Source organism: Olivibacter domesticus (genome assembly GCF_900109575.1).
GTDB lineage: Bacteria > Bacteroidota > Bacteroidia > Sphingobacteriales > Sphingobacteriaceae > Olivibacter > Olivibacter domesticus.
Map to the genome: position 1 here is coordinate 60,614 of NZ_FOAF01000013.1, position 16,343 is coordinate 76,956.

The 16,343-nt window shown below is 37.6% G+C and carries 12 protein-coding genes; 10 read left to right on the plus strand and 2 right to left on the minus strand.

Features of this window, described 5'->3' with window-relative positions; all coding sequences use genetic code 11:
• Nucleotides 1–9: 9 nt before the first annotated feature.
• The gene (locus BMY50_RS25910; RefSeq protein ID WP_093332023.1) at nucleotides 10–1,461 is read left to right on the plus strand and encodes a serine hydrolase domain-containing protein; all 1,452 of its coding nucleotides are present in this window, start codon (nucleotides 10–12) and stop codon (nucleotides 1,459–1,461) included.
• 34 nt (nucleotides 1,462–1,495) lie between these two features.
• On the opposite strand, the gene purN is transcribed toward BMY50_RS25910, so the two are convergent.
• On the minus strand, nucleotides 1,496–2,083 hold the full coding sequence (gene purN, locus BMY50_RS25915; protein WP_093332026.1) for a phosphoribosylglycinamide formyltransferase: 588 nt from the start codon (nucleotides 2,081–2,083) through the stop codon (nucleotides 1,496–1,498).
• Nucleotides 2,084–2,242: 159 nt separating this feature from the next.
• Here purN and BMY50_RS25920 point away from each other — a divergent pair, with 159 nt between their 5' ends.
• The 7 genes from BMY50_RS25920 (at nucleotide 2,243) to rodA (ending at nucleotide 10,214) form a co-directional block, all read left to right on the plus strand.
• A complete protein-coding gene (locus BMY50_RS25920) occupies nucleotides 2,243–2,752 on the plus strand; it encodes a TlpA family protein disulfide reductase (RefSeq protein ID WP_093332030.1) in 510 nt (169 codons plus the stop codon).
• A 63-nt stretch (nucleotides 2,753–2,815) separates the two neighbouring features.
• A complete protein-coding gene (gene purH, locus BMY50_RS25925; RefSeq protein ID WP_093332034.1) occupies nucleotides 2,816–4,342 on the plus strand; it encodes a bifunctional phosphoribosylaminoimidazolecarboxamide formyltransferase/IMP cyclohydrolase in 1,527 nt (508 codons plus the stop codon).
• Nucleotides 4,343–4,497: 155 nt separating this feature from the next.
• Nucleotides 4,498–5,520 carry a rod shape-determining protein gene (locus BMY50_RS25930; RefSeq protein ID WP_093332038.1) on the plus strand — a complete coding sequence of 341 codons (1,023 nt, stop codon included), beginning with the start codon at nucleotides 4,498–4,500 and terminating at the stop codon, nucleotides 5,518–5,520.
• 67 nt (nucleotides 5,521–5,587) lie between these two features.
• Nucleotides 5,588–6,421, plus strand: a complete 834-nt coding sequence (gene mreC, locus BMY50_RS25935; RefSeq protein WP_093332043.1) for a rod shape-determining protein MreC — start codon at nucleotides 5,588–5,590, stop codon at nucleotides 6,419–6,421.
• 67 nt (nucleotides 6,422–6,488) lie between these two features.
• Complete coding sequence (locus tag BMY50_RS25940) at nucleotides 6,489–6,929, plus strand: rod shape-determining protein MreD (RefSeq protein WP_317040867.1); 441 nt, start codon at nucleotides 6,489–6,491, stop codon at nucleotides 6,927–6,929.
• A 54-nt stretch (nucleotides 6,930–6,983) separates the two neighbouring features.
• Nucleotides 6,984–8,918, plus strand: coding sequence for a penicillin-binding protein 2 (mrdA, locus tag BMY50_RS25945; protein ID WP_093332052.1), 1,935 nt, complete (start codon nucleotides 6,984–6,986; stop codon nucleotides 8,916–8,918).
• Between the two features lie 30 nt (nucleotides 8,919–8,948).
• Nucleotides 8,949–10,214, plus strand: a complete 1,266-nt coding sequence (gene rodA / locus BMY50_RS25950) for a rod shape-determining protein RodA (RefSeq protein ID WP_093332057.1) — start codon at nucleotides 8,949–8,951, stop codon at nucleotides 10,212–10,214.
• Nucleotides 10,215–10,283: 69 nt separating this feature from the next.
• Here rodA and BMY50_RS25955 read toward each other — a convergent pair whose 3' ends face one another.
• Nucleotides 10,284–11,513: a hypothetical protein gene (locus BMY50_RS25955; RefSeq protein WP_093332062.1), complete on the minus strand. Its 1,230-nt coding sequence runs from the start codon at nucleotides 11,511–11,513 to the stop codon at nucleotides 10,284–10,286.
• A gap of 250 nt (nucleotides 11,514–11,763) precedes the next feature.
• On the opposite strand from BMY50_RS25955, the gene BMY50_RS25960 reads away from it, so the two are divergent.
• Entirely contained in the window at nucleotides 11,764–12,339 is a 576-nt protein-coding gene (locus BMY50_RS25960) for a thymidine kinase (RefSeq protein WP_093332066.1), read from the plus strand.
• 498 nt (nucleotides 12,340–12,837) lie between these two features.
• Entirely contained in the window at nucleotides 12,838–16,335 is a 3,498-nt protein-coding gene (locus tag BMY50_RS25965) for a SusC/RagA family TonB-linked outer membrane protein (RefSeq protein ID WP_093332070.1), read from the plus strand.
• Nucleotides 16,336–16,343 lie beyond the last annotated feature (8 nt).

A 16,343-nucleotide genomic window follows, 5' to 3' on the forward strand; every position in this document is an offset into this window, starting at 1 on the left:
ACATAATAAATGACAAAATACATCACGTTAGCATTTGCCCTATTTATATATTTCAATAGTTTTGCACAAACAAAAAACACTGAATTTGCATTAACTAAGTTTAAAACCTACTTCAACAAACATCAGTCAGACTCCATTTATCTTCAATGGAATGAACAAGCGAGAGCTGCTGTCAGTAAAAAACAGCTTGATACATTGCTTGAAAAACAACTTTATCCACTTGGAAAAATACAGCAATTTGAATTCCTAAAACAGGATGAAAATCTGAGCCACTATAAAATTTCTTTTGAAGAAATGCCTTTGAAGCTTATCCTAAGCACAGACTCCAATCAACATATAGAGACTTTATATTTTCAACCTTATAAACAAGACTCTTTAAAAACGAACTCAGTTAAGAAAGATAATGGAGATACGCTTCAAATGGAAAAAGGTACTACAAACCTTAACTCCATCGAACATACAATAGATGACCTTGTTGACTCACTAGCATTACAATACACCCTACGGCCTAACACAAGCGGGTTGGCAGTTGGTGTATTTAATCAAGGAAAAACAAGTTATTATTATTACGGGGAAACAACAAAGGGAAACAAAGAGCTTCCCGGACAGGAAACATTATTTGAAATAGGATCGATCAGTAAAACTTTTACCGCAACCCTTTTGGCTCACATGTCCCTTCAAGACTCTGTTAAATTGGATGATCCGATTATTAAATACTTGCCAGACTCGATCGCTCAAAACATCAACTTAAAAGGAATTACTTTTAGAAACCTTGCCACCCATACATCAGGACTACCCCGATTGCCGAGCAATCTAACGCCTGCTGATTCGTTGGATCCCTATAAGAACTATGATCGCAACGCACTCTTCTCCTATCTCAAAAAATACGAGCAGCATCACAAGCCTGATTCTATTTATGAATATAGCAATTTGGGTTATGGCTTATTAGGCGAACTTTTAGCTGATAAAATGAAAACCTCTTATAATGAATTAATAAAGGATGTAATCAGCAGACCTTTAAATTTGCCTTCGCTATCGGAGTTCCCTGATGGTGAGAATTTAAAGAGCTTTGTTCCTACTTATAATAAGAACGGTGAATTAACACCTCACTGGCATTTTCTAGCCTTAAGCGCTGCAGGTTCTCTTAAGATCACCGCGCCCGATCTTTTAAAATATGCTGAAGCTAATATTAACGCACCCAACACGACATTGGGAAAAGCCATAACCCTGACTCATAAACCTTCCTGGTTATTATCTGAAATTGAAGATTTAGGCCTCGCTTGGCATATTACGATAGATGATTTTCAAGAACTTTTTTGGCATAACGGCGGAACATTTGGTAGTAGTAGTTTTATTGCTTTTGTCCCAGAAAAAAAAGTAGCTGTCGTTATCCTTTCTAATGCCGCTCAATCCGTAGATGATCTTGGCTTGGCAATTATTAAAAAACTAATGGGAAATTAATAAGCATTTATTATTTCCCGTCCCAGTCTTTTTCTTAACTGTTTTCCGGCACTATTTTCTTTAATAGATTTTCTACAACCTTTGGAAAATGCTGATGTTCTAATTGCTGACCTTTAAATTTGATCATTTCAAGCGTATCACCCTTTTCAATCTTAAATCTAGCTTGATAGATAATTTCCCCTTCATCAAACCGCTCGTTAACAAAATGTATGGTAATACCAGATTCACCTTCCTTATTTGCCAAGACTGCCTTATGTACACGATCACCATACATTCCTTTACCACCATATTGTGGCAATAATGCTGGGTGGATGTTAATGATTTTATTTGGATATGCTTTTAATAGATTTTCAGGAACCAACCATAAAAAACCAGCAAGTACAATGAGATCAATTTGCATGCGTTGTAACAGTTCAACTACTTCGTCGGTTTCAAAAAAATCATGCCTGTCAAATAAGTGGGAAGGAACTTCAAAATTGTCAGCACGCTGAAGAACATACGCGTCGGGGTTATTGGTTAAAACTAAAGAAACTTCTGCTTCTTGACTGTACTTAAAATGCTCCATAATTTTTTGGGCATTTGATCCAGACCCCGAAGCAAAAATAGCTATACGTTTTTTCATTGGCAGATTTAATGTTTAACTGTATATTAATTTCAGCCCAAAGTTAGTTAATAATGCCTAATTTTACACATTTCAATAACATCAAAACGTCATTTTGATTTTGACCGCATATATCTTTATATATAATATTTATTTTAGTTGAATAATTTTTAAACACTCATGAACTATAAAATAAAAACCACTCTTTACCTAATCATCTTATTATTTGCCACAAAATCAGATATTTATGCTCAAAAAAGCAATCAAGTTCCTAAAGATATTCCTGAATTCACTTTCTATACAGTAGAGAAAGATGCTGCATTTACAAGAAACAATCTTGCAAATAATGGAAAAAATATAGTATTCTTATTTTTTGATCCAGGTTGCAGCCATTGCCAGCAAGAAGCACGTTTACTTGGAAAAAACTACAATAAACTTAAGAATATCAATTTATATTTTGTGGCTATGCAAGAGAAAAATCTCATAAATGCTTTCATAGCAATGTACGCCGGCGAGTTAAAGGGTAAAAAAAATGTAGTGGTATTACATGACAAGAATTATGAATTTATTGGAAAGTTTAAACCCACACGGTACCCTGCAACTTTTGTATTTGGTGCCGACAAGAAACTCAAAGCTTATTGGGATGGAGATAAAAGCGAACAAGACATGATTAACACTATCAATAAATAGTTGAGATGAAATCAGGGTTAGCAAAAAAAAAACACTAAATTTGCAACCTTTAAATTCACTGCAATGAGCCACCCTGTTAAAATAAAGAATGCATTAGTTTCTGTTTACTACAAAGACAATTTAGAACCGCTTATCAAATTACTAGATAGTTACGGAGTACAATTTTATTCTACCGGCGGAACGGAAAAATTTATCCGCGACTTAGCCATAAATGTTACCCCTGTAGAAGACTTAACCGGATATCCTTCCATCTTGGGAGGTCGGGTAAAAACACTTCATCCAAAAGTATTTGGTGGTATTTTAAATCGAAGAGGATTAGCAGAAGATAAAGAAGCGATTGATACTTATGAAATACCTGAGATTGATTTGGTAATTGTTGATCTTTATCCATTTGAGGAAACTGTTGCATCCGGAGCCTCCGAAGATGATATTATTGAAAAAATTGATATCGGAGGAATATCTTTAATTCGGGCTGCAGCTAAAAATTATAATGACGTTGTAATCATTTCATCGAAAAATGATTATGAAGAGCTTGCCAACATTTTAAAAGAAAACGAAGGATATACTTCCCTAGCTCAACGAAAATCTTTTGCTAAAAAGGCATTTAACACTTCATCCCACTATGACACCGCTATCTTCAACTATTTTAATAGAGAAGAGCCTCTGGAAGTATTTAAGCATAGTGAACAGCATAAAACAAGCCTCAGATACGGCGAAAACCCACATCAAAAGGGTGCCTTTTATGGCAATCTAGATGCAATGTTCCAGAAATTGAATGGAAAGGAGTTATCTTATAATAATTTAGTTGACATTGATGCTGCAGTAGCATTGATTGATGAATTTGAGAAACCCACTTTCGCTATTTTAAAACATACGAATGCTTGTGGTGTGGCAACTAGGGCTACACTGTTAGAAGCATGGAAAGATGCGCTCTCTTGCGATCCCGTTTCTGCCTTTGGCGGTGTTTTAATTTGTAATGGAGTGATCGATAAAGCTACTGCAGAAGAAATTAATAAATTATTTTTCGAAGTGTTGATCGCGCCTGCTTTTGATGAAGATGCTTTGCATGTGTTAACCGGCAAGAAAAACAGAATCTTATTGAAACGAAACGAAGTAACCCTTCCAAAAACGCTCTTTAAAACCTTATTAAACGGCATCATCGAGCAAGATAAAGACGCAACCATGGAGGATAAAGAGGATATGGCAACGGTAACCGATCGTTCTCCCAGTGAAGATGATTATGCCAATCTAGTATTTGCCAATAAGATTGTAAAGCATACTAAATCCAACACCATCGTATTTGCAAAAAACAACCAGCTTCTTGCAAGTGGTGTGGGTCAGACTTCCCGAGTAGATGCGCTTAAACAGGCAATAGAAAAAGCTAAATCCTTTGGTTTTAACCTGAATGGAGCAGCAATGGCTTCGGATGCTTTTTTCCCGTTCCCAGATTGTGTAGAAATTGCAGCCGACGCTGGAATAGTGGCTGTGTTACAACCAGGGGGCTCTATTAAAGACAAGGATTCTGTCGATATGGCAAATAAAAAAGGTATAGCCATGGTAACTACTGGTATTAGACATTTTAAGCATTAAAAAAAATAAAAAATCTGTTTAGCAGGAGGAAGGTTTGACCTTACCTCCTTTTTTTATTTATTTTTTTAATGCGATTGTCTCCCATCAGGTTCATATTGTGAGATTTTTGTTTTAATTTTGCGGACTATATTCAAGAACATTAAACAAATTACCGAATGGGGTTATTTAATTGGTTTACTCAAGAAGTTGCCATCGATCTAGGTACGGCAAACACGCTGATAATACATAATGATAAAGTAGTTGTTGATGAACCAAGCATTGTCGCGTTTGACCGCACTACCAATAAAATTATCGCCATTGGTAGGCAAGCCATGCAGATGGAAGGTAAAACCCATGACAACATACGTACAGTTAGGCCCCTCAAAGATGGCGTAATAGCCGACTTTAACGCTGCTGAATATATGATAAGGGGGATGATTAAGATGATCAATAACGGTAAAGGGTGGTTCTTTCCTTCTCTTCGTATGGTAATCTGTATTCCTTCTGGCATCACAGAAGTTGAGAAGCGTGCCGTTCGTGATTCAGCTGAGATTGCTGGAGCAAAAGAAGTTTATCTAATCCATGAACCGATGGCAGCCGCAGTCGGTATCGGCATTGATGTGGAAGAGCCTATGGGCAACATGATTATTGACATAGGTGGTGGAACAACAGAGATTGCTGTAATAGCACTTTCCGGTATAGTGTGCGATCAATCAATCCGAGTTGCTGGTGACAACTTCGACTCAGATATTGTTCAGTACATCCGTCGTCAGCATAACATTATGATTGGGGATAGAACGGCAGAAAAAATTAAAATAGAAGTTGGGGCTGCTCTTCCAGAGCTGCAAGATCCTCCTGCCGATTTCGCTGTGCAAGGGAGGGATTTGATGACAGGTGTGCCAAAACAAATAACGGTTTCTTATACAGAAATTGCGCATTGCTTAGATAAATCAATTTCTAAAATAGAAGAAGCGATTCTAAAAGCCTTAGAAATCACTCCTCCAGAACTATCAGCAGATATCTATCAAACTGGTATTTATCTTACAGGTGGTGGCGCGCTATTACGCGGCTTAGACAAACGTGTCCAAGCGAAAACCAAACTACCTGTACATGTTGCTGAAGATCCTTTACGTGCAGTTGTGAGAGGTACAGGTATAGCATTAAAAAATATAGGCGGATATAAATTTTTAATGCAGTAAAAGCTGCAATATTATTAAGTATAGTTTTTCTAACTATACTTAATTGCTATTAATTACTTGACAAAACATGCGGAATCTTTGGATATTCATCAGTAAGTTCAGTAACTTCTTTTTGTTCATCCTTTTCTTTTGTCTATCAGTAATTCTAATAATCCGGAATAATGGCTTCCAAAGAGCCAGCGCTCTTAATTCCTCCAATGCCTTTATAGGTAATGTCTATCAGAAAATTGACAATTTTACGCAATACCTTAATTTAAAGCAAACCAATAGATTTCTGTCTGAAGAAAATGCTTATTTAAGAAGTCAATTAAAAACTTCTCAGTATAATGATCTAGTTGAACAGGATTCTGTATTGGATACTTTAGGCCATACGCAATATACTTATATTGTTGCCCGAATTATTAGCAATAGCATTCATCAAAAGAATAATTATCTTACTATTAATCGTGGAAGCAACCAGGGCATAGAAAAAGGAATGGGCGTAATTTCCTCCCATGGAATTGTAGGTATTGTATTAAATGTTTCTCCTCACTTTGCTACCATTCAGTCTTTATTACATGCAGATACAAGAATAAGCGCAAGCTTAGCTAATAGTAATGCCTATGGATCTTTGGTATGGGGCACAGAAAATTACAATTCCCAAATGGCTGTCTTACGAGATATTCCGAATCATATAAAGGTGAAACCTGGAGAGGACGTCGTAACATCTGGGTTTTCTTTATTTCCTCCTGGCATTTCTGTGGGAAAAGTAACCAAAACAGGAAAGAGCGGAGATAGTTTCTTAGATATTGAAATCAAATTGAACAATGATTTCAATACTATCCAATACGTTTATGTGATTAAAGATAAATTTGCTGCAGAAAAACAAAAACTTGAAGGAGATAGTGTAATCAATGAGTAGAGTTTTGCTATTTAATATTATAAGATTCATAGTTCTCATAACTATGCAGGTATTCCTTTTCAAAAATATGGGATATTATAATCTTGCTACTCCATTTCCTTATGTTCTCTTTTTATTAATGCTACCACTTGGTATACCAAAATGGTTGCTTTTTTTAATAAGCTTTTTTACTGGATTAACCGTAGATGTCTTTTATGACACACTAGGAGTAAATGCCGCAGCATGTGTAGCTTTAGCAGCCATCCGTACAACATTTATAAGTATTACAATTCAGCTAGAGAACCATGAAACCTTTGCTACTCCCAGTATTAGCGAAATGTCGTTCAGGTGGTTTTTCATATACAACTTGGTATTAGTTTTTGTCCATCACTTCGTCCTTTTTCTATTAGAAGCTTTTACTTTCAACAACTTACACTATACACTTATCCGTGTTATTTTAAGTTGTATATTTACCATACTTTTAATATTACTTTTTTCTTTACTCTTTTATCGTAAAAGCAGACGCTAAGAAATATTGATCTGTACGCAGGCATGTTGTTACGAAAAACACCTATTTTTAACAATGAATAGCTTTTTTGAAAGGAAATATATTATACAGGGAATATTTATAGCAGCAGCACTGCTATTAGCGCTACGGTTGTTCTACTTGCAAATTGTTGACGACTCCTATCTGCTATCTGCTAATAATAATGTGTTAAGAAAGGTTGTGGTCTATCCTGCCAGAGGGGTTATTTTAGACAGGACGGGTAAAATTTTGGTGCAGAATGAGCCTGTTTATGACTTAATGGTTACACCCAGAGAAGTTAAACCTTTTGATACGTTAGCCCTTTGTGAATTAATTGGCATAGACAAGGAAGGCTTTGATAAGCGCTTTCAAAAAGCTGTTGGCTTCTCCCCTTACCGGGCCTCTATATTTGAAAAACAACTTTCCTCACAGACCTACGCCCGCCTTCAGGAAATGCTTTACCAATTTAGAGGTTTTTATGTACAGAATAGAACGGTTAGAAGTTATCCTGACTCTGTTGCAGCTCAGTTTTTGGGCTATATTAATGAGGTAACGGAAAAAGACATCGAACGATCTAATAATTTTTATAGACCAGGAGACTACATAGGTGTAAGTGGTGTAGAACGAGCTTATGAAGAACTTTTAAGGGGGCAGCGAGGTGTTCAAAATTTAATGGTAGATGCCTTTAACCGGCCTAAAGGACATTTCATGGACGGAAAATATGACACATTAGCTGTTGCAGGTGAGGGACTGGTATCATCGCTTGACTTAGAAATGCAAAAACTGGCAGAAAAGTTCATGAAAAATAAGCGCGGATCAGTCGTAGCAATAGAGCCCTCTACAGGAGAAATTCTCGCTTTTGTCAGCACGCCGAGCTATGACCCCAATATGATGGTGGGTAGAGAACGCGGAAACAACTATATGAAGTTGCTAAATGATCCAAACAAGCCAATGTTCATACGTCCCATCCAAGCACAATACCCTCCAGGTTCTGTGTTTAAGGTTGTAAGTGCCTTGGTTTCGCAGCAAGCCGGAATGATTGAAGAACATACACGATACAATTGCCCCGGGGGATACAGTTATGGAGGAGGCAGAGGATTTATGCGCTGCACGCATGTTCATGGAACCATCGATTTACCGGCAGCTATTCAGGGTTCCTGTAACACTTATTTTGGTCATGTCTACGCTCGGATGCTTGATCAACGTAAAATGAAAGCCGCTCAGGCTTATGGCTTATGGCGCGAAGCAATAATGAAGTTTGGAATTGCGCAGGACTTAGGAGTAGATTTACCTAACGAAAAGAAAGGTCTTTTACCTACAGCAAACTTTTACACTAAAAGATATGGGAATGACAAATGGGGTTCTGGCTTTAACATTTCTAATTCAATAGGTCAGGGAGAGGTAGAAATCACCACGCTGCAGATGGCAAATATTATGGCGATCGTAGCGAACAGAGGTTTTTATTATCGGCCACATCTAATTAAATCCATTGGAGAAAAAAAAATAGTTAAACCGGAATTTATTGAAAAATTACCTGTAGGCGTAGAGCAAAGGTACTTTGAGCCTGTTATTGAGGGTATGAGCAGAGTTGTCAAATACAATGCTAATATCCGTATACCAGGGATAGAAATGTGCGGAAAAACGGGAACTGCCCAAAATCCGCATGGGAAGCATCACTCAGTATTTTTTGCTTTTGCTCCTCGCGTAAACCCCAAAATAGCAATAGCCGTTTTTGTCGAGAACGTAGGATACGGAGCAACTTATGCTGCTCCCATTGCGAGTATGATGGTAGAGAAATATCTAAAAGATACGATTAGTATGTCTAAGGCCGTTCAAGACAGGGTGCTGAAAGAGAGCAATCTCATTGTACCTGAGCCTCCAAAAGAACCGGTCAAGGAAACCATTACGATGGTAAAAAAAACCAAATCAGCAGAAGATAACGTCACTTACATTAGCCATAGTCAGCGAGCAATACTCGAACGATGGGATTAAAGGAAATATTTACGAAGCAGCTATCTTAAAATGAATCAAACAAAAAAAATATACGGCGGATCATTAGATTGGGTTACAGTATTTATATGGTTTACGCTGTGTATTATCGGATGGTTCAATATACGTGCTGCCGTTTTTGATCCTGCTCATGCTAGCTTAGTAAGCTTAAGCACCAACTATGGAAAGCAGTTTATTTATATCGTGACTTGTTTATTAGTTGCAGGAGCCATCATGATCATCGATGGAAAATTTTACAACTATGTTTCGCCTATTTTATATGGTATCACGTTAATCTTACTAGTGGTTGTGCTCATTGTAGGAAGGAATGTCGGTGGTAATCAAGCATGGATTCCTATTGGCACCTTCAGGCTACAGCCTTCTGAATTCGCTAAACTTGGCTCCTGCCTCTTATTAGCGAGATATCTGAGTTCTCATAGCAATAAAACACCCAATTTCAAGACACTTATACTAGGCGCACAAATCCTTTTGGTCCCTATTGTACTTATCTTATTACAACCTGATACTGGGTCTGCTCTTACGTTCTTTGCGCTAGCACTCGTTTTTTATCGGGAAGGTTATCTTTCAGGCCAATTTTTAGCTTTTTCCCTAATCTGCATCATACTGTTTATATTAACTTTATTATTCTCTCAATGGTATATCATTGGTGTATTAGCTATTTTATGCGCAATAGGGGCCTATCTGTTTAAGAGAAGCAGAAAGGCACTACCATCTGCGATTATTTTATTCGTTGCATCCTCGCTGTTTGTTCTTTCAGTAGATTTTGCCTACGAACATATTTTACAATCGCATCAGCGCAATCGTATTGATGTTATCTTGGGAAAGATTGATGATCCAAGAGGACAAGGATATAACCTCAATCAGTCTAAGATTGCAATCGGCTCCGGACAGCTATTTGGAAAAGGTTATTTACAAGGAACCCAAACAAAATACAATTTTGTTCCTGAACAGAGTACAGATTTTATTTTTTGTACGGTTGGAGAAGAATGGGGATTTGTAGGATCAATGTTTGTTGTGTTACTCTATCTTGGCCTGCTCCTACGTATCACGCAAATAGCGGAAAGACAGCGTTCCGCTTTCGCAAGAATTTATGGATATGGCGTCGCTTGTATATTTTTCTTTCATTTTTTTATCAACATTGGAATGACCGTCGGCATCGTACCCGTCATTGGGATTCCATTACCCTTTCTAAGTTATGGAGGATCTTCGCTACTAAGCTTTACTATGCTCTTATTTATTTTGCTCAAATTTGATGCAAATAGAAAAGGTGTTGTCTAATGAATCATTTGATGAGTTGCATAGCGAAACTCTTCGATTTTTACTACCCAACTCACCAATTTAGAAGAATTAACCAAATCTTTGCTTCAATATCGCATACAATTTGTCAACCGTAGTCTGTTTGTTTGCCCAATTATTTTTTTGAGCATAGTTGTTTTGTAAAAAGGCATCAGCATCTTTAAAATTATCGTATCTACTGAGTAATTCTATCGCTTCTGTGTAAGCTAAACTATAGCCGTTAAATAGATCTTTTATGAATAAAAGCTTATCGTTCAGGCTTACAGCAGATTTAATATCCGTAATTCTTTTTGTTGGAGCTTCTTGATGGGGAAGAGATGTAGCAGGTTCAGAAGGCTCGTTAAATTTAGTTTGTTCTTGCTTTCGCTGAGCTGAAAACAACTCATTAAGAGTCATTGGCTTCTTCGGCTCCTGTATTTCTTCCTTCTCTACAATTTTCTCCTCTTTAACTTCTTCCGAAGGAAGAACAAAAGATTTACTTTCTTCTACCACTTGGCTAGCTTTCGCTTCTTCCTCCTCTTTATCTTCTCTAATAGCAGTATTTTCCTGTATCGGTGAAGCTTCTTCCTCTATCTCACGCTCCTCCTTATCCATGTTTTCTTTATCGCCCTCTACAGCATAGTCGTCGGAGTCTTCATCTCCCCCTTCAATAACATCTTGCTCCTTCGAATCCCCCAATTTATTATCAGTGTCAGCGTAATGATTTCCTACTGCCTCCTTCTCTTCTATCGTTTCCTCTTTCGTGTCATCTGTTGTAGCTTCTTCTCCCTTATCTTTCTTATCTTCCAATTTAAATTCCTCGGCTTTTTCGTCAGCATGCGCAGTTGCTGGGGTAAAATATGTTTCCTTTACCTCTTGTTGTTCAACATAATTTAACGCATTTTCCTGCTTCTCCTGATCTGAGGTATCTGCTTCGGTTTCAGTTTCGGAATGGTCATCTAAATCATTCGCTGCATCTTCTTCCAAATCAGCCGCATGATCATATTCCTTTTTTTGTTCCTCGCGCGCATCATCCTTTTCTTCAAAATCTTTAAAAGGACCTTCATCAATAGGTGTATTTCTCTCAGCGGTGCTATTTTCTATTTCCGATGAGGAATTATCTATCGAAGTAATCTTTTTTAAAATAGTAACATGTCCCATTAAATAAGACATATTTGCTTCAAACAATTCTAAATAAACACCTTTTTGTTCTTCAGGATTTTCCTTTAAAAAATCATACTGCCCAGATAGCTCGTCTAATAAACTACCAATCTTTTCAAAAATCTTTTGCTGTGTTACCATAATATATATTAACGTAAACTTTTCTAAAATGTTGATAATATTAAGTCAAACTTAGATAAAATTGCTTTGATAGGCAAGAACTCTCAGCTATTTAGTCCTTAGTCTTTAATTATTAGTCTACTAGCTTAATAAAGCCCATACGGGCAATGTCCGCTTATTCAAACAAGCATTTAAGAAAACAATAACTGAGAATAAATACCGATATTAGCACTCATTTTTGTTATACAATAAAAACATAAAAAACCAAAGAATGCTATTTAGTGAGCATAGTTTTATTAATAAAATTGGACCTCAGGGAAGTATTGAAGTAATCTGCGGCTCGATGTTTTCCGGAAAAACGGAAGAGCTCATAAGAAGATTGAAGCGGGCACAGATCGCAAAGCTAAAGGTAGAAATTTTCAAACCGCTGGTAGACACTCGGTATGCTCTTTCGGAAGTAGTATCGCATGATAAAAACAGCATTAACTCAACAGCTGTTGAAAGTTCTTCCACCATGCTGTTGCTAGGCACCCAAGCGCAGGTAGTAGGAATCGATGAAGCACAATTCTTTGACGACAACCTTCCAGAAGTATGCAATATATTGGCAAATAAAGGTATTAGAGTAATTGTAGCAGGTTTGGACATGGATTTTAAAGGCCGACCCTTTGGCCCTGTACCTGCATTAATGGCAATAGCTGAGCACGTAACAAAAGTGCATGCTGTTTGTGTTTGTTGTGGCGCACCAGCGAATTATTCGTACAGAACTTCTTCTAAAGAAGGGAAAGTATTAATAGGAGAAAAAGAAAGCTATGAGCCAAGGTGTAGAAACTGTTATTATCTAAAATAATTTTTCTAATTACACAATATTGAATTAAAGCCGGCGTTTTTATTTTAAAGTTATACTGATCCAGTTTTTGGTCTATTTTTTACGATTTAGCTTATTTAACACAAAATTAACACAAAAAACACATACAAGAATTATACACTACGTAACTTTGTGAAAGAAAATTAAATTCCATTTTTGCATGGAGTTTTAATATAAAGATCCTTCTCATAATTTAGGTTTATAATTGGTTAAGTTAAAGCTGTTCGCCCATCGGACAGCTTTACTTTTTTTATATAAAAAATCTAATTGTGAATTTTTCTCTACAAAAAGTGTACATATTTCCACACATCAACACACTGACTATCAGCTAAATAGTTACACAACAATTTATTACAAACTGAAACTTTTACGGCAAAAACTTTGTTTAAATTCCATGATAATTATCAATGACCAATTGGTAAACTATAAGATAATTTTGGTCTTATTGGAACATATTAGCACCTAAGAAATAGAATTGGAATGAAACAAAAGCCCTACTTTTACATGATGTTTTTTTTGAGTTTGTCGTTATCGGCAGCCAACTTAAAAAGCCATTCAAACCCCCATATTAAAAATTCCGAAACATTGGCTGGCACAGTCATACTTCAGAATACAGTACAGGATACCACCTTGATGGATTCCGCTAAGGCAAATGCTGCCACTGATTCAACGGAGCGTCATGGTGTTGTAACAGATTCGGCTGGAAAACCATTAGCTCAAGTATCAGTTAAATACAAAGGCGCTAAAGATAGTATTTTAACCAATGCGCAAGGAGAATTTACAATTAAAACCCTTGGAACGGGTGTTTTAATCTTCAATCTAAAAGGTTTTCAGATAAAAGAAGAACCTATTAATAATTTAACGGAGATTAAGACTAAACTGTCACCCGTAGAACAAGTTACCGCTACTGTTAACGCCGATTCCGGTACAGCTACGCGAACAGATTCTGCCGCTCAGGATACAAGCGCGCGAAAGGCTGCTCAAACCAGCCCAGACACTACGACAAAAGACTCCACGCAAGAAAAAATCACCGGAACGGTAAAAGATAGCAAAGGCCCCATACCGGGTGTCAGCGTTACCATTAAAGGGAAGAAAGAAGGCGTAATTACAGATGAGCAAGGAAAATTTAGCATTGCAGCCCCAGGAAACGCTGTTTTGGTATTCTCTTCTTTGGGCTATGATGCGAAAGAAGAGTTCACCGCAAATCGTAAAATAATTAACATTAGCCTGGAAGAAGAATCCCAGAAATTGCAAGAGGTAGAAGTAGTGGCCGTTGGTTACGGTACAATGGACCGCTCTAAGCTGACCAGCTCCGTCTCCAGTATCGGCTCAGATCAGATAGAAAATGATGTATTGCCGAGTGTAACACAGGCAATACAAGGTAAAGCAGGGGGCGTACAGGTAACCCAAAAATCGGGTTCGCCTGGCGGTGGACTAAATATTCGCGTTCGTGGTACAACTTCTATTAATGCCAGTTCTGATCCATTGTATGTGGTGGATGGCATTCCTGTTAATAGTACAACTAATTTTACAGGTGGATCGAACTTTAACTTTGGTGGAGGTACTCAAGGTATTAATATTCTTTCCTCTATAAACCCTTCTGATGTACAATCAGTAGAAGTTTTAAAAGACGCGGCATCTTCTTCTATCTACGGTGCACGAGCAGCCAATGGAGTAGTACTTATTACAACCAAAAAAGGACAACCCGGAACCAGTGTGTTTAATTTTAACATGTATGAAGGTTTCTCAGAAGTACCAAAAGAACGTTGGTATGACTTCATGAATACTGAACAATATCAAGATTATATGCGCGATTACTATCGTTTTAAACTAGATGCAGATGGTAATCCTAGTCCCGTTCCCGAACAAATTTTAGCTAACCCTGGCATAAATACCAACTGGCAAGATGAAATGTTCCGCTCTGCTCCTACCCGTAATTATGAATTATCTGCTAGTGGTGGAAATGAGAAAACCCAATACTACACCTCTATTGGCTACATGAAACAGGGTGGGGTAATCTTAAACTCCAATTTTAGTAGGCTAAGTGCCCGTATAAATTTAGACCACCAACATAGCGAGAAATTACGGTTCTCTACTTCGATCAACCTTACAAGAGCCATTAACGACAGAATACAAGAGGAAAATTCGAAGGAAGGCGCCACCAAAAATGGTGTGGTCTCTCCTCCAAACCTCCCTGTTTATAACGCCGATGGAAGTTATGCCTTTGATCAGGTAAGTTTGAGTAGGGAAAATCCGATTGCAATGCTTCAACTTCCAACTAACAATGCACAAACTTTTCGAGTACTGGCGAATGTTTCCGCAGAATATCGAATCATACCTGAGCTTGCATTAAAAACCAGTTTTGGTACCGATATGAGTTTTATCGATGAAACGTTTTTTATGCCTCCAATAGGCTTACGCTCATTTGCAAGCCAAGGTGGAATAGGTGCAAGAAGAAATACGCGAGATCAGCTTTGGATAAATGAAACGACTTTAAGTTTCGACAAAACTTTTGGAGATCATAGCTTAAACGCGTTGGCGGGTGTATCTGTCCAAGAATCACGATTAGAATTCGTTGATGCCCAACGCTCGAATTTTCCTTCTAACGATATTGAATATATTTCTTCTGGTGGTGTAATAACAGGGGCGAACTCGTATCCAGAAGAATGGGCTATCGCGTCAGGTTTTACACGCGTTAATTACGGATATAAGGGAAAGTATCTTTTTACAGCTAATTTCAGAGCGGATGGATCTTCCCGTTTCGGGCCAAATAATCGTTGGGGTTACTTTCCCTCTTTTGCCGCAGCGTGGAGAGCTTCAGATGAAGATTTTATAAAAAACATTAAAGCTATCAATAATTTAAAGCTGAGAGCTAGTTGGGGTATCACGGGTAATCAGAACATCGGCAATTATGCGAGCTACTCGCTTTATTCCGGCGGAAGCAATTATTTAGGTCTTCCGGGATTTGTGCCGAATGTTTTGGGCGACAAAAACCTAAAATGGGAAACTACTAAACAATTAGATATTGGGTTAGATTTAGGGCTTTTTGGCAACAGAATCTCCCTTTTGGCCGATTATTATGTCAAAAACACGTCCGACTTGCTAATAGGAATTCCTGTTCTTACGCAATCTGGTTTTTTAAATAGATTCACAAATTTTGGAGAAATTCAAAATAAAGGGTTTGAATTTGAGCTAACTACGCAAAACTTGGTGGGGGCATTCAAATGGACAACCACCTTGAACATGACCTTTAACAAAAATAAAATAGTTGAACTTCCGGTAGCAAGAATTTTAGGAGGTGTAGGCGAACTCAATCTCGCGCAAGCAGGCTTACCATTGGGAACCTTCTATGGCTGGAAGATGATTGGAGTAAACCCCGAAACAGGACTTATAGATTATGAAGATCAAAACGGAAATCCTACAACACCTACAAATCCAGATGACCGCCAGATCATTGGTGATCCAAATCCCGATTTCTTTGGCGGTATCACCAATAATTTCCGTTATAAAAATTTCGACCTCAGCATCATGGGGCAATTTTCTTACGGTAATGATATTTTCAACTATAATTTGGCCAATGGTCTGGAAGGCTACAACGCATCAAGTAATGGATTCGTTGATTGGACAAGGAGATGGAGAAATCCAGGAGATATTACCGATATGCCAAGACCTTCTCCTGGAGATTTAAATCAAGGTGCTATTTCTGATCGCTTTGTGCAAAATGGCTCGTTTTTCCGAATTCGAAACGTTACACTAGGATACTCTTTCCCTAATGAGATGATTGAAAAACTTAATATCAGCAAGTTACGGGTATATGCTACTGTACAGAATGCTTATGTATTTACAAAATATAGAGGGTACGATCCAGAAGTTAGCTCTAGTCATGGAGGAGCCAATACAGGTCTTATTTATGGGTATGACTATGGAAGTTATCCGCAACCCAGAATTTTTACCTTAGGTGTTAACCTCACATTTTAATTGATCAA